Consider the following 13860-nt stretch of genomic DNA (forward strand, 5'->3'; position numbering starts at 1 on the left):
GAGAAATCGTGAATCTAAGGCCGCCGCCAGCGACGGACGAACACACCGAAGCCAAAGCCGAAGTCGTGTCTACCGGGGCCCATCTCATAAGTTAGGAGGGATCACGTGCCAGGGATGATCAGAGACCGCGCCTTCGGCCGTCAGGGCTCAACCGCCGCAGCACGAGAAGCCAACAAGATGTTCCGAAAAGTGGAGGCCGCGCCGAGCGAGGATGGCAAGGCCGACAAAGCGTTCCAAGCCAACCGCGAGCGTCTCAAAGCCGAGCGATTGGCGCGAGAATCCGAGCGTCCCATCAAACCGACAATAAGGCCCGCTAGGTGACGTCGCATCATCGCGAAGCGAGGCAGGCGATCGTTCGCGAGTGGGACCACTGGATCAAGACGCAGCCGCTGGATGGAAACGCCTGAGCACGCGACGCGCGGCGATCTTTTTTCTCGAGATCAAAGCCAGACGCGAGCCAACATTACTCGGTTTTCGGTCAGGCGCGGCGGACAAATAGGAGATCGTCCATCAATGGCTCGTGGCGGAGCAGCGGATCCAAGCTAGGCAATTGTGACTAGGCTGAGAACCGAAAGCGAGAAAGGACGCCAGCTGCGCCGTTACCGCTTCGTCTCGTTTCACCTCCTGCGACAGCATGCAAATGAAATAGGGACCGCGTTTCAGCGACCCCGCCGGATAATCAAAAATGATCTTGATGAAATAGCCCGGTATCGGACCCTATACCCCTCCAGCTCCAAAGCAGATTCCGTAGAACCACGGTGAAACAAAAAGGTCCCGGCGCAACAGCTGTTGGCATATGCCAACTCACGCGGACGCTCCATCTGCCATTACTGATGTGGACGCAAATTGCAGAGATGCTCTGACCGTTCGGCTGAGCGAGAACTTGACTTATAAAGAACAGACGCATTGAAGCGTCCGAGTTTGTCACCAAACCAGCTTGAGAAGACCGACAAGCAGTCCTGACAGGCTTATCGTGAGCGCAACATCAACAAGGAGGAGCAGCCCTGCAAGAATGCCCCGGTTCGATCTCACCTTATCAATTCCTTGCGGACCGCAGCGGCAGAATTGCCGACCTTGTCTATTACCTGCTGTAGGCGAGCGCGCGTTATGGCGAGTTCGCGGACCCAATATTTGACCTCATGATCCTCGTTCATGTTGATCTTGCTGCGGTCAGGTTGACCCCCCTGGTCAGCTTATTCATGTGACGTCCCCATCCGGGCTGCGGAAATTTTCGTAACCTGCGTTGGAAAACTGGAAATCGCTCCGCGAGTGGCCCACTCGGCTGCGCTCTCGCTAGAGGTGGCGACCGAGCCACCCGAATACAAGGCTTTCACGGCGGGTAAGACAAAACGGATGAATGGCGTACTGCGCGATCAGGACTAAATGGCGCAGCGCTTGTTCCAAATCGTCATCGTCGCTGCGCACCGACTTATCGCGACCGGCACACGACGTTTAGTGCTCGCTATTGGCTAACCGAAAGCGTAGGGTGGCTGGCATCACCGTATTATCAACGGCAACGACCGGTGACTGAGGGTCACGTGCGCTCCCGCCAACGAATTAGCAGGAGCGTTCGATGTCGCGTTTTCGCGCCGCGGAGTGGATCGTCCCGCCGGTGATCGTGCCACTGTTTCTTCTGCTTCTCGTATGTGCGGCGGCCATCCTCAACTGTTAGCACGACGCTCTTGGCCTGCTCGGTCACAAGGAGAACTTATCACGCAGACGCCATTTCTGCGCGGCGCGGAAAGACCGTCATGATGCGCCTTGCGCGAACTCGGCGCGAGGGCAACATGGGCGTCCACATCGTTACGTCGCTCGCGACGCATATTGCAGCCGAATGGGCTGGAAGAACTCAGACCCCAATTGGAGATAGACATCATGGCCAAGGGACAGCAACGCGGCAATCGCGAAGCCAAGAAACCGAAGAAGGAAAAGGCAAAGGTGATCGCAGCGGCGCCGAGCCGCAAAGAGGCCGCCTGGCAGCCGGACTTCGGTCCTGCAAAGAAGAAGTAAGAGGAGGTCGAAGCTTTATTTCGATGGCTTCCAAGATCCCGAGCGAGATGACGTTGGAAGTAGCTCGCCAATTCCCTCTATCAGTCCTGGAAAGTCATTTTTGACATCACAAACGGTACAAGGCCGTTAAGCGTTGAAGCGATCGCTGACGGCGCTGAGCTTCTCCTTGATGCCAATCGACGGCGGTACTAACAGGCGCTCCCGCCTCCTAGCTGGAGACTCACCATGTGCGAGAAGTGCATCGAACTCGATAGGAGAATTGAGCATTACCAAAAGCTCTCAAGCTGCATAGCCGACCAGATCGCGCAAGAGGGAATCCGCTTTCTTATTGCAAAGTACTGCGCAGACAAGAAAGCGATTCATCCGGATCAGGGATGAAGCCGGCTTCAACTACGATGAGGCGGCGCCCTCCGGGCTGCATAGTTTTGCGACAAGGGTGACGGCCGAGCAATCGAAAGTATCCGGCCACCTCAGCGATGCCGTCTTAGCCGCTGCGGACAACCCGAAAGCGGAGGCCTACAGCGGTGGAAGCGCTCGCAATTGTCGGCGTTCGCCGCAATTGAGAACTCGAAATCGGTAGTTTGGCGTACAAGATCGATGAAAGCAGGGCGAATGCACCTATAGTGCTGCCTGCGAGTTGCAATTCGTCCTTTTCGGCGAGATAGCGACGCCTGTACGGTTTGGCTTGTTTGCTTCGAACTGCTCGCGTGCCATCTGACGACCGATCAGGCGAGCGAGCGTCTTGAGGGCCTGATCTGCGCGGATTGAAATGACATAAGTGTCAGTGATCGGAATTTCTTCGTTCTCTTTCCTCATGAATGAAGTCCTAAAGACCGCCAAGAAAATCGTGCTCGGGCCGGCACGCGTTATGTTTTCTGGATTCGGACGGCCAAGCTCAGCGCAGCCGGAACACTAATGTTTGCGGCCGTGACGAAGCGTTGAGTGTGGTTGCGGGGTGATTTGAACCTGTGGGCTAAGCCATTGATGTTATTGGGCTCGATTTCGGACAAAAAGTAACCCCAGCAAGTCGTTCAGACTGCTGAGGTAATTTGCCAACTTGGTTGCGGGAGGCGCAACCACCGATACCGACATTCCGTTCAGGTAGCGATCTGACCGAGGGCGCTCCCTGCGTCCCGAACGCAGTGAGCATCTTCTAAGTCATTGATTTTCTTGATACAGCAGCCCTACCGATCGCGTTCTGTTCACGATCGTTTCGCCCAATTCGTTGCGATTTCATTGCGGCATTCCTCGACGAGAACGAGAGCTGACGACGAAATGAGATCACCTAATGCGAGATCGTGTCCCTGAGCGTGGTGTAACTGGCGGTGGGACACCGCGTTCGCCGGCAAGAGCCGGACTGGTCAGCTGGCGATAGCCGGGAGGCTGACGGTTGGATCATCGCTCAACGGCGCGATGGTTTCCAGGGTCATGTAACGGGCGCGCTGGACGGCCCATTCATCATTCTGTTCGAGCAGGATCGCGCCGATGAGGCGGACGATAGCGTCCTCATTGGGGAAGATGCCGACGACCTCGGTCCGGCGCTTGATCTCGCCGTTGAGGCGCTCGATCGGGTTGGTCGAGTGCAGCTTGGTGCGGTGCTGCGGCGGGAACGTCATGTAGGCCAGCACATCGGTCTCGGCCTCGTCGAGGAAGCCGGCGAGCTTGGGTAGCTTGGGGCGGAGCTGATCGGCGACCTTCCGCCATTGCGCTCGTGCGGCCTCGGCATCGTCCTGGGCAAACGCAGTGGCGATGAAGGCGGAGACGACACGCCGTCCACTTTTGCCGGCATGGGCCAGCGCGTTGCGCATGAAGTGCACGCGGCAACGCTGCCAACTGGCGTTGAGCACCTTGGCGACGGTCGCCTTGATGCCCTCGTGGGCGTCGGAGACGACCAGCTTGACGCCGCGCAGGCCGCGGCGGGCGAGCTTGCGCAGGAACGCCGTCCAGAATGTCTCGGCCTCCGAGGGACCAATGTCCATGCCGAGAACTTCGCGCCGGCCATCGCTGTTGACGCCGACCGCGACGATCACCGCGACCGACACGATGCGCCCCTGCTGGCGCACCTTCACGTAGGTGGCGTCGATCCACAGATAGGGCCAATCGCCCTCGATCGGGCGAGCGAGGAACGCCTTCACCTTGTCATCGATCTCCGCGCACAGCCGCGAGACCTGGCTCTTGGAGATGCCGCTCATGCCCATCGCCTGCACCAGATCGTCGACGGAGCGGGTCGAGACGCCCTGCACATAAGCTTCCTGCACCACGGCGGTGAGCGCCTTCTCGGCCATCCGGCGCGGCTCCAGAAAGCCGGGGAAGTAGGAGCCTTTGCGCAGCTTGGGAATGCGCAGCTCGACCGTGCCGGCGCGGGTCTCCCAGGTCCGGTCGCGGTAGCCGTTGCGCTGCGCCAGACGCTCGGGGTTCTTCTCGCCGTAGGCGGCCCCGGTCTGGCCTTCCACTTCCAGCTCCATCAGGCGCTGGGCAGCAAAGCCGATCATCTCGCGCAGCAGATCCGCATCAGGGGTCTTCTCCACGAGCGTGCGGAGGTTCATCATCTCATCGGTCATCGGTGGTTCCTCGAATCAGGTTGGTGTCAGCAACCCGACCCTACCGGCGAACTGCCGGTGACCACCGCAAAGCCGCCCGCCCGCTACGGCGCCATGGGAGGGCGCGCGTGCGGACGGCTTTGCTCTACCGAGCTACACCATCACCGGGGACACGACCTAATGCGAGCCGGGGCTGGATCTCGTTTCTCGGCCGGGCGGCGCATTTCCAAATGGCTGGCTTCCAAATGAAGACCTAGCTACCCGCAAGGTCTTGATTTTCAGCCCTACGAATTGGACCGAGCGACCTTCGAATGGCGGAATCAAAATCAGTTTGATTATCTAACGATTTTAAGGCGCGTTTGGAAAAAATGGCCAAAAACGCCCCCTAGCAATTCCAACAGCTTGGCGGTCGTTTCCAAACAAGGAAGCAGCCTTCGCAGGGAGGATCAATCCCGAAAATCCTGACGCCGCAGACTCTCCCTTTGTCGGAATGATGGTGAGCAGGAGAGCAGTGGCGGCCATGCTAAAATTACCGACATCCCAAACAGATGGAGTGGGCAAACCGGCGGCTAGCTCTTTGATTCGTGGACCAATCGACATTGTCGGGCAGGCCGCACGTTGGTCTTTGCGAGCTCGCGACGTTCGTCATCCGACAACTGCCATTCCTCGCACTGACCGCAAAGCTGCCAGAAGACGTCATATAACTTGCTTCGAGCGACCTTGACGAGGTCGTGTCCCCGGTGATGGTGTAGCTCGGTAGAGCAAAGCCGTCCGCACGCGCGCCCTCCCATGGCGCCGTAGCGGGCGGGCGGCTTTGCGGTGGTCACCGGCAGTTCGCCGGTAGGGTCGGGTTGCTGACACCAACCTGATTCGAGGAACCACCGATGACCGATGAGATGATGAACCTCCGCACGCTCGTGGAGAAGACCCCTGATGCGGATCTGCTGCGCGAGATGATCGGCTTTGCTGCCCAGCGCCTGATGGAGCTGGAAGTGGAAGGCCAGACCGGGGCCGCCTACGGCGAGAAGAACCCCGAGCGTCTGGCGCAGCGCAACGGCTACCGCGACCGGACCTGGGAGACCCGCGCCGGCACGGTCGAGCTGCGCATTCCCAAGCTGCGCAAAGGCTCCTACTTCCCCGGCTTTCTGGAGCCGCGCCGGATGGCCGAGAAGGCGCTCACCGCCGTGGTGCAGGAAGCTTATGTGCAGGGCGTCTCGACCCGCTCCGTCGACGATCTGGTGCAGGCGATGGGCATGAGCGGCATCTCCAAGAGCCAGGTCTCGCGGCTGTGCGCGGAGATCGATGACAAGGTGAAGGCGTTCCTCGCTCGCCCGATCGAGGGCGATTGGCCCTATCTGTGGATCGACGCCACCTACGTGAAGGTGCGCCAGCAGGGGCGCATCGTGTCGGTCGCGGTGATCGTCGCGGTCGGCGTCAACAGCGATGGCCGGCGCGAAGTTCTCGGCATGGACATTGGTCCCTCGGAGGCCGAGACATTCTGGACGGCGTTCCTGCGCAAGCTCGCCCGCCGCGGCCTGCGCGGCGTCAAGCTGGTCGTCTCCGACGCCCACGAGGGCATCAAGGCGACCGTCGCCAAGGTGCTCAACGCCAGTTGGCAGCGTTGCCGCGTGCACTTCATGCGCAACGCGCTGGCCCATGCCGGCAAAAGTGGACGGCGTGTCGTCTCCGCCTTCATCGCCACTGCGTTTGCCCAGGACGATGCCGAGGCCGCACGAGCGCAATGGCGGAAGGTCGCCGATCAGCTCCGCCCCAAGCTACCCAAGCTCGCCGGCTTCCTCGACGAGGCCGAGACCGATGTGCTGGCCTACATGACGTTCCCGCCGCAGCACCGCACCAAGCTGCACTCGACCAACCCGATCGAGCGCCTCAACGGCGAGATCAAGCGCCGGACCGAGGTCGTCGGCATCTTCCCCAATGAGGACGCTATCGTCCGCCTCATCGGCGCGATCCTGCTCGAACAGAATGATGAATGGGCCGTCCAGCGCGCCCGTTACATGACCCTGGAAACCATCGCGCCGTTGAGCGATGATCCAACCGTCAGCCTCCCGGCTATCGCCAGCTGACCAGTCCGGCTCTTGCCGGCGAACGCGGTGTCCCACCGCCAGTTACACCACGCTCAGGGACACGATCCCTTGACGATTTCGGTGTCGTCGAATTCGCAGGAATTCAGGAAGATTGGCAAGGCAAAACCGGTCTGATGGCCCTCGAATTGAAACGTCAAACGGATGTCCTCGCCTCGTTCGTTCGGCGAAATCATCTCGATGCGCGCGACCCTTATCTTGAATTTTCCCATTGTCTCACCTCGCTGGGTCGACTTTGATCGATCCTTCCGTATGAAGTATCACCTACCACAGGCCACTCAGACGTCGTGGTCTTCATGCAGTTATGGTCGCCGCGTCAGCTTGATCTCGATCGAGCTCAACAGCGATGCGGCTGCGATCGTAACAGAACGCCAGCGAGGCTAAGCGCGCTCTGCATGGTAAGCTCATCGGCGATGCCGAACAGGGCGATGTGGCTGGCAAACGCCAGCAGAACGCCGCGCTTTCGATCTCCACTGTCATCCGCCGCGTCTAAGCGCTCGGCCCGGCCGCATCCCCCTCATGGTCGACACGCGCATCATTCTCTGCACGCCATGGCGTCGCTTCCTGAGCATCAGATGGATCGATCGAACTGATCGTTACCATCTCGAGGAAGAGCTGCAGGGCGACGGCGCGCAGGTGCCGGTCAGCACTGCGGACGACACTGCTTCGATTACCGCCCGCATACCGCCGACGTCAATCAAGCTTGCATGGACGTTGCGCCCCTTTTGCTCGAATTGCTATCCTATTCTTGAGCTTGTCGAGTCGTTCATGAGATACCAGCTCCAGTTCGATCGGGCAGGCGAGCACCGTCCCGTCGTCTCTTGCTCTCTCGCTCAACGAGCAGAAGAGCGGCCGCCTCCTCGGCGTCCGAAGCCGAGACGGACAGCTTGTCTCACCATCCCACAGCGAATCCCATGGATCGACAGAACAGACGCTCGGCGTGCGAACCAGCGCCGAGCCGCGATTGCCGTGTTTCCGTCCGTCAGCACCATTGATCAGGCCGTGCCTGCGGCACTTCTCGTTCTGGTCGGACGCTGTCGGGCGCTTGCTTCTTCGCAAATTGCTGCCGACGCGATCGCTCGCAACGACGGAGCCATCGAAGATGGTATTGAATTGTTTCGGATTGCAATCCGCTCCAGCGGCTCTTTTGCCAGTTGGCCGGCTGGACGCACGGCAAAGCCTATCTGCGCACTCCTTTGGCAATCTTATTTATGCCTGGGGCTCGCTATTCAGCCCTTTCATCCCCATGTCCAAGTCTACACTGGTAACCCCATCGAGATTGGCCGGAGTGCGCGGAGACTTCCAACGAAAGGGCTCTGCATATGTTCAAATCTCAGCAGCATCGCGCAAGAGCAACCGCGTCAGGCGAACTCGTCAAGGGTTCGAGCAACGCTGAGGAAGGCCGTAAATTCAAGACCTGGCGGGCCGGTTTCGTCTTATTGACGGAGCACAGGCGCAACAATCAAGTTGGTCGCAACGAGCGGCCTTTAACAAAGGATCCGCCCAGCGATGCGAGATCGGGCGCTGTCGCTCTGTCGCGATGGGAGAACGAGGGAGGCTCAGTCCGCGACGAACCGCCGATGCGAGTAAACGCGGAAAAACAGGAGGAATCGTGATGTCACTTACACAATTTAGCGTCGATGACGGCGCCCATAGCATGGATGGGCTACGGCTTTTTGCTCAGGATGGAACTGAACGCGTCGAGGCGTTCGTAGGCCGCAAAGTGATGGACGTCTGGGCCGAATCCGTCGAGCACCATGGCGGGCAGCAAAGTCTGTTCCGCGATCAATACAATGCGCTTGGCAAGCTGAATCTTGCGGCGATCCAACGGATTGTGAGCGCGAAATACCAGCGAGGAGCTGCGTTCAACCGGCAGCATCCTTTTATCGAGGTTCTATTCTCGGACATTACGGAAAGCGGCGAGGCGTTGGATCTGAGTGAGCTCGTGCGAGAGGTTTTGCCGCCGGCCTTCCATAGGTTGACTTGAGATCTGCTCCACGAGAATGCAGCGAAACTACTGCACGAAATAGCCTGGTCTGTCATTCGCTGGGACCAACAAGGACAAACGGACGGCGGGTCCAGTTCGCCCGGCCACGCGCTCGGTTTGGCCGCGCGGTCAGTCCTTCTGGTCTATCTCGGATTTGTCGCGCAGAACCGCGCTCAGAAGCGAGCTATGGACCTCGACCTTTCCATTGTAGCTGATGAAGCCGAGCTTGCGGAACTTATTCATAAAGAAGCCAACCCGCGATCGGGTCGCACCGATCATTTCCGCCAGCGTTTCCTGGCTGATATTGACGCCAACGGGCTGCGAGCTGGATTCCTTGCCGAAATTTGCCAGCAGAAGCAACAGGCGCGCCAAGCGCTTCTCACTCGAATTGAAGAGTTGGTCGATCAGGTCTTCTTCGATCCGGCTATTGCGCGCGAGCAAATACGCCATGAACAATTGAGAGAACTTCGGCCTGTCTTGCGCTGCAATCATCGCCGTCTTCGATATTCTCGTGATAACGCAGTCTTGCATTGCCGTAGCCTCGCGATGCTCCTGGAAATGCAGGGCCTTTGTGAGATTCTCTGCCTTTCGCAGTTGAGCGCGGGCGGTGCCGATAGTCGGGTCCGGTGTTCCCTTTTGAACAGACGGCGACGTTTGCCCCCTATTTATTCCGTGCATTGCCTGACTTGAAATGCATATCTCCGATCAGCCCGGCCCTCGTGGCCGGGCTTTTCGCTTAACGAGCCGCCGGTCCTACTTAAACAGGGGCGGCCGAGATAGAAGCCGCACAGTCGCTTCCACCAGTCGATGGCGTTATCTTTGAAAGCCCGGCTGAACCAATTAGGCCGCCGCAGCGGCCTCTTCGCGAGTGAGCCTTTGCGCGGGCGCACACTAATATCTAAGCGGGATTCTGTTAGTGCCTTCTCGGGGCGAGACCCAGCGCCGCCGCCGATCGTTTCGACGCTAGGCGACGTTGCATTGTGTCTCGTAGTTTGGGCACCGCAGGCCAAGAAGCGGGAATGTCGCTCACGGGGATAATGCAGCGAGACCCAAGATTGACTGTGCTTCTGCGCACCGCGAACGAGCTCGCGCTGCGATGCCATCGCTTGTGGGTTGCGGCAACACAGAGAGTTTGTCGGTAGGCATAACACCGCAGAATTTTCACACCATCTCGACTGCCAGTCATTATTAATTAGGCGCTAGACCCGAAACGGAGTAGCTTCTTTTTAGCGGTCAAGCGGATTGCTTGCTCGACAGCTGCCGAAAACGGGCGACGTGCCGAAGTCCTCGCCTCCATCTTAAATGGCAGCACATTGCCCTCGGTAGGCAACCTCTTTCCAAAATTGCTGTTCCAAACACGTGGAGGGCGAACCACCCCACGCGCGTCAGGCGATCTGCTGAAGGAAGAACGACATGAAGATGAGCAATGTAGTTCCCAGCGCTCTGTCTGTGGCAAAGTACACTTATGGCGCGGCGACCATATGGGTAGCTCCGTCTCCCCTCATCAAATCGGCGCATTTCCTTGAAAGGATTGGACTCGCCACGATTGGAGGCTCGTGCGGCATGTACGTGGCCGCAGCGTTGATGCGCATCGAACACGAGCTGTTTGGAAGTAGCTGGTTCATCTTGCTGATGATGCTCTACGGAGCTCTTAGCTTCTATATCGGCATCGACCTGCCTCGCCATCGTGCTCAGGGGCTCCCGGAGGTGCGAAGCCAGACCGATGCGGCTGAGATCTTCAGTGCAGCAGGCACATTCATTGCCGCGATTGCAGCGTTTCTGTCTGTCAGCATGATTGTCGTTGATCAGGTCGTATCTCACGGTTTGATCGTTGTGATCGCATGCTGTTGGGCGATTGGTTCTTCGGTCCAAATTGCCGCCGGCACCATCGCTCGCAACTACATGGTCGAAGCTGATGGCGGGTAACTTCCGATTGCAATTGAGCTGACGCCGCTGGTCTCCTTTTGAGCGGCCCGTAGCCAATGTGCGAGAATGACCATGACAGCGGTTCGATCGCGAGCTGAAACGGTGGCTTTCAGGAATCCATTCCGGATCGCAAGCATCGAGCGCCTGTTACCGGCGGGCTCGTATGAAGTCATTACCGACGAGGAGCTGATGGAGGGCTCGTCAGTGCCGTCCTTTCGGTGCGTCGCCACCAGGATCATGGTGCCTGCCCCGCTACGTAGGCCTGTCGTCGAGATGATGCCGATCAGTTCGACCGATCTGTCCACGGCTCGTGACACGATGCGTTGGCCTCCCGCGAGTGATGTGCCTGTTGACATCGACAAACATCGCGACATGCCCTCGCCAAACTTCCAGCGGACGCTGGCGGAGATCGAAAGCAAGACGTTGCGCGGTCGGCAGCTGCAACTTGGATCCGAGTTGCTTGTAACTCCTGCGCGATCATTGGTGAGCGCGCTGCCGGAGCTGAAAGGGTCTGGCCGCGATCTGCGCATCGATGTTTGCCGTGGCATCGCGCTATGGTGCATCTTTCTTGACCATGTCCCCAACAACATCGGAAGCTGGCTGACGCTGCGGAATTACGGTTTTAGCGATACCGCGGAAGTGTTCATGTTCCTCTCGGGTGTGACCTGCGCGTTGGCTTACGGCAAGGCAAGTCGATGCGATGGTTGGGCGAGTGTGGTCAGCCGTACACTGTGGCGAAGCTGGGACATCTATGCAGCATTTCTGCTGCTCACTCTCGCTTGCGCCATCATGGTTCACCTCGCCGGCGGCGGACGGATTGCCGACGAAAGCAACACGCGCATTCTGCTGGAACATCCGGGCGTGGCTCTCGCGTATGCAGCGATCCTGCAATATCACCCGGTCAACTCCGACGTCTTGCCACTCTTCGTGATTTATCATCTGCTATTTGCGCCGCTGCTGTGGCTGATGCTGCGAACGCCGAACGTGATGCTTGGAGCCTCGCTGTTGCTTTATGCTCTGGTGCACGTCTTCGGCTGGTCTGTCCCAGCATGGCCGAATAACGTCTGGTTCTTCAATCCGCTGGCTTGGCAGTTGCTGGTTGTTCTTGGTGTCTGGTGTGTCATCGCTGGCAAGACGTTCTGGCCGTGGGTTACCTCACGCACGGCGCTCGCAATTGCCATTCTCTATTTGGGTTTTAGCCTGACGATCGCGTTGAGTTTGAACATTAGATCTCTGGCCCCGCAAATGCTGGCGGAGCTGGTCCATCTGCTGGACAAATCGAATCTCGCGCCCTTGCGGCTGCTGCATTTTGTTGCTCTTGCGATTCTGGTGGCGTGGGCCGTGCCTCGCGATTGGCGTTGGCTTACGGCTCCGGCGATGCGTGGGGCGATTCGCTGTGGCGAGAACTCCCTGGCAATTTATTGCCTCGGCGTCGTGCTGGCGCTTGCCGCCCAGATAGTACTGATCGATATCTCGCACAGCCTTGCCATGCAGATCACGCTCAGTATCGTTGGCATCTTGGTAATGATCGCGGCCGCGACGCTTCTCGGCCTGATCAGGATCAGACCCGGGCGGCAACCACAAGGCCCAGCAGATTTTGCGTTGCGAAAGTTAGATTCACGTGAGTAGTAGGCGCCGGCAAGCAAACTAGAGCATGTTGTTTTTGACTGGAATCGGGATTCCCACTGGGAGCGATTTCTGATTCAACATCCATGCTGGAGGGCGGAGGCCAGCATGGATGACGCGACCCTATTCGGAAGACATCCGGGAACGGGCTTTGGCGCGAGCTGACGCAGGGGAAACGGTTCGTTCGATTGCCGAGGCGCTCCAGATCAGCCCCTCCTGCGTGACGAAGTGGAAGAATCTGAGGCGGGATACCGGAGGCCTGGCGCCCGGCCAGATCGGCGGCCACAAGAAGCGGGTTCTGTCGGATGCCAACGCCGACTGGCTGCGCAAACGCATTCGCTCGGGGCCATTCACCTTGCGCAAGCTGACGCAGGAGCTGGCTGCACGGGGGATCAAGACAGACGTGCGGGCGGTGTGGACTTTTGTTCACGCCGAGGGGCTCAGCTTCAAAAAAAACGCTTCTACCGGCCGAGCAGGATCGCCCAGACGTCGTCCGTAAGCGGACCCGCTGGAAAGCACATCAAGGCAGGATCGACGTCGCACGGTTGGTTTTTATCGACGAGACGTGGATCAAGACCAATATGGCGCCGCTACGCGGCTGGGGGCCTTGTGGACAGCGCCTCCAAGCATCTGCACCTTTCGGCCATTGGAAGACCATGACCTTCATCGCGGCGCTGCGTCACGATCGGATCAGCGCGCCTTGGGTGATCGATGGTCCCATCAATGGTGAGCTCTTCACGCTGTACGTCGAGAAGGTGTTGGCACCCACCCTCGCACCGGGCGAGATCGTCGTTCTCGACAATCTTGGCAGCCATAAGGGCAAAGCGGCTCGCCAAGCCATCCGCGCCAGAGGCGCCCACCGCATCTTCTTGCCGCCATATAGCCCTGACCTCAATCCGATCGAGCAGGTCTTCGCCAAACTCAAACATCTCATGCGAGCTGCCGAGCCCCGTGACGTGGAGGCAACCTGGAGAAAGGCTGGTGAACTCCTCGATCTCTTCTCCGAGACGGAGTGCACCAACTACTTCAAAAACTCAGGCTACGTTTCCGTATAAAAACATCATGCTCTCTAGCATACTTTCCCGGGTCAACTACCTTGCTCGGCGATGTACTTTAGGCGTGCCCTACGCGCCAATCATTGGCCCTAGCTACTCGTCCTTGTCGGTGTGATGAAGGTTGAAAGCCAGATCGTACCTGTCGCGGGCTTCGGTACCAATGCTGTATCGGCCGGGCCACCATGAATGTGGTGGATTGTAGTTGTCGTTCTCAGCGTCTGCTTTAGCTTTTTCGTCCAGTTTTTCAGGCGTCCAAAACGACATTGATTTATCTTTACCCACACCTTGGTCCTCCAAGTGGGACGACAATCCTGGTCTAGAGCTAATTTGACTCCTGGCCAATTCAAGTTAGGAGACTTGACCTTGGGATTGGCAATTCAACTCAGTGCCGGACGCAGGCAATCAGCTACTCTAAAAGCATTTGGCCACGACGATCCCCCGAACGTGGGCAGTCTGATCGGCTATTCCCATCGCAAGCGCGGCAATTCCAAGTTCTCGGAGGGGCTGATACGAGCTCGGGCTGAAAGCCGTACTGACGTGTCAGTATTGCGGCCTGTGGCAAATTGAGCTGGGCAACCGCGATCAGGCGCAAGAAAATGCAGAAAGGCCGGCAT

At 58.6% G+C, this 13860-nt stretch carries 10 protein-coding genes and 1 pseudogene; 6 read left to right on the forward strand and 5 right to left on the reverse strand.

Translation table 11 applies throughout. The features are described from left to right. Positions 1-1028: 1028 nt before the first annotated feature. A complete protein-coding gene (locus N2604_RS31795) occupies positions 1029-1154 on the reverse strand; it encodes a DUF3606 domain-containing protein (RefSeq protein ID WP_260371945.1) in 126 nt (41 codons plus the stop codon). A gap of 721 nt (positions 1155-1875) precedes the next feature. On the opposite strand from N2604_RS31795, the gene N2604_RS31800 reads away from it, so the two are divergent. Further along, on the forward strand, positions 1876-2010 hold the full coding sequence (locus N2604_RS31800) for a hypothetical protein (RefSeq protein ID WP_016841200.1): 135 nt from the start codon (positions 1876-1878) through the stop codon (positions 2008-2010). Positions 2011-2628: 618 nt separating this feature from the next. Here the strand turns inward: N2604_RS31800 and N2604_RS31805 are convergent. Both N2604_RS31805 and N2604_RS31810 read right to left on the reverse strand, forming a co-directional pair. After that, positions 2629-2826, reverse strand: coding sequence for a hypothetical protein (locus N2604_RS31805; RefSeq protein ID WP_260371946.1), 198 nt, complete (start codon positions 2824-2826; stop codon positions 2629-2631). A gap of 545 nt (positions 2827-3371) precedes the next feature. Next, positions 3372-4571 (reverse strand): IS256 family transposase, encoded by a 1200-nt coding sequence (locus N2604_RS31810; RefSeq protein ID WP_260370469.1) that lies wholly within the window; start codon positions 4569-4571, stop codon positions 3372-3374. Positions 4572-5434: 863 nt separating this feature from the next. On the opposite strand from N2604_RS31810, the gene N2604_RS31815 reads away from it, so the two are divergent. Both N2604_RS31815 and N2604_RS31820 read left to right on the forward strand, forming a co-directional pair. Continuing rightward, positions 5435-6634, forward strand: coding sequence for an IS256 family transposase (locus N2604_RS31815; protein WP_260370469.1), 1200 nt, complete (start codon positions 5435-5437; stop codon positions 6632-6634). Between the two features lie 1633 nt (positions 6635-8267). Beyond that, positions 8268-8639, forward strand: a complete 372-nt coding sequence (locus tag N2604_RS31820; protein ID WP_260371947.1) for a signal transduction histidine kinase — start codon at positions 8268-8270, stop codon at positions 8637-8639. 129 nt (positions 8640-8768) lie between these two features. Here N2604_RS31820 and N2604_RS31825 read toward each other — a convergent pair. Beyond that, a pseudogene (locus tag N2604_RS31825) lies at positions 8769-9176 on the reverse strand (helix-turn-helix domain-containing protein); the annotation flags it as partial. 876 nt (positions 9177-10052) lie between these two features. Between N2604_RS31825 and N2604_RS31830 the strand changes: the two are divergent. The 3 genes from N2604_RS31830 to N2604_RS31840 all read left to right on the forward strand — a co-directional run bounded on the left by N2604_RS31830 (position 10053) and on the right by N2604_RS31840 (position 13246). Then, positions 10053-10565: a hypothetical protein gene (locus tag N2604_RS31830; protein ID WP_260371948.1), complete on the forward strand. Its 513-nt coding sequence runs from the start codon at positions 10053-10055 to the stop codon at positions 10563-10565. A 72-nt stretch (positions 10566-10637) separates the two neighbouring features. Continuing rightward, positions 10638-12194: an OpgC domain-containing protein gene (locus tag N2604_RS31835; RefSeq protein WP_260371949.1), complete on the forward strand. Its 1557-nt coding sequence runs from the start codon at positions 10638-10640 to the stop codon at positions 12192-12194. 109 nt (positions 12195-12303) lie between these two features. Beyond that, positions 12304-13246 (forward strand): IS630 family transposase gene (locus tag N2604_RS31840; RefSeq protein WP_260370534.1). Its coding sequence is split into 2 segments (ribosomal slippage): positions 12304-12639 and positions 12641-13246, totalling 942 coding nucleotides; the frame shifts between segments, so codons are not numbered across the junction. Positions 13247-13339: 93 nt separating this feature from the next. Here N2604_RS31840 and N2604_RS31845 read toward each other — a convergent pair. Further along, positions 13340-13528 carry a hypothetical protein gene (locus N2604_RS31845; RefSeq protein ID WP_260371950.1) on the reverse strand — a complete coding sequence of 63 codons (189 nt, stop codon included), beginning with the start codon at positions 13526-13528 and terminating at the stop codon, positions 13340-13342. Positions 13529-13860: the final 332 nt, after the last annotated feature.

It is taken from the genome of Bradyrhizobium sp. CB1015, from assembly GCF_025200925.1.
Taxonomy (GTDB): Bacteria; Pseudomonadota; Alphaproteobacteria; order Rhizobiales; family Xanthobacteraceae; genus Bradyrhizobium.

What these genes read in the sequence shown, in the direction of transcription:
- N2604_RS31795 (WP_260371945.1), bottom strand. Translation starts at nt 1,154, where the DNA reads ATGAACGAGGATCATGAGGTCAAATATTGGGTCCGCGAACTCGCCATA.
- N2604_RS31800 (WP_016841200.1), top strand. Translation starts at nt 1,876, where the DNA reads ATGGCCAAGGGACAGCAACGCGGCAATCGCGAAGCCAAGAAACCGAAG.
- N2604_RS31805 (WP_260371946.1), bottom strand. Translation starts at nt 2,826, where the DNA reads ATGAGGAAAGAGAACGAAGAAATTCCGATCACTGACACTTATGTCATT.
- N2604_RS31810 (WP_260370469.1), bottom strand. Translation starts at nt 4,571, where the DNA reads ATGACCGATGAGATGATGAACCTCCGCACGCTCGTGGAGAAGACCCCT.
- N2604_RS31815 (WP_260370469.1), top strand. Translation starts at nt 5,435, where the DNA reads ATGACCGATGAGATGATGAACCTCCGCACGCTCGTGGAGAAGACCCCT.
- N2604_RS31820 (WP_260371947.1), top strand. Translation starts at nt 8,268, where the DNA reads ATGTCACTTACACAATTTAGCGTCGATGACGGCGCCCATAGCATGGAT.
- N2604_RS31830 (WP_260371948.1), top strand. Translation starts at nt 10,053, where the DNA reads ATGAAGATGAGCAATGTAGTTCCCAGCGCTCTGTCTGTGGCAAAGTAC.
- N2604_RS31835 (WP_260371949.1), top strand. Translation starts at nt 10,638, where the DNA reads ATGACAGCGGTTCGATCGCGAGCTGAAACGGTGGCTTTCAGGAATCCA.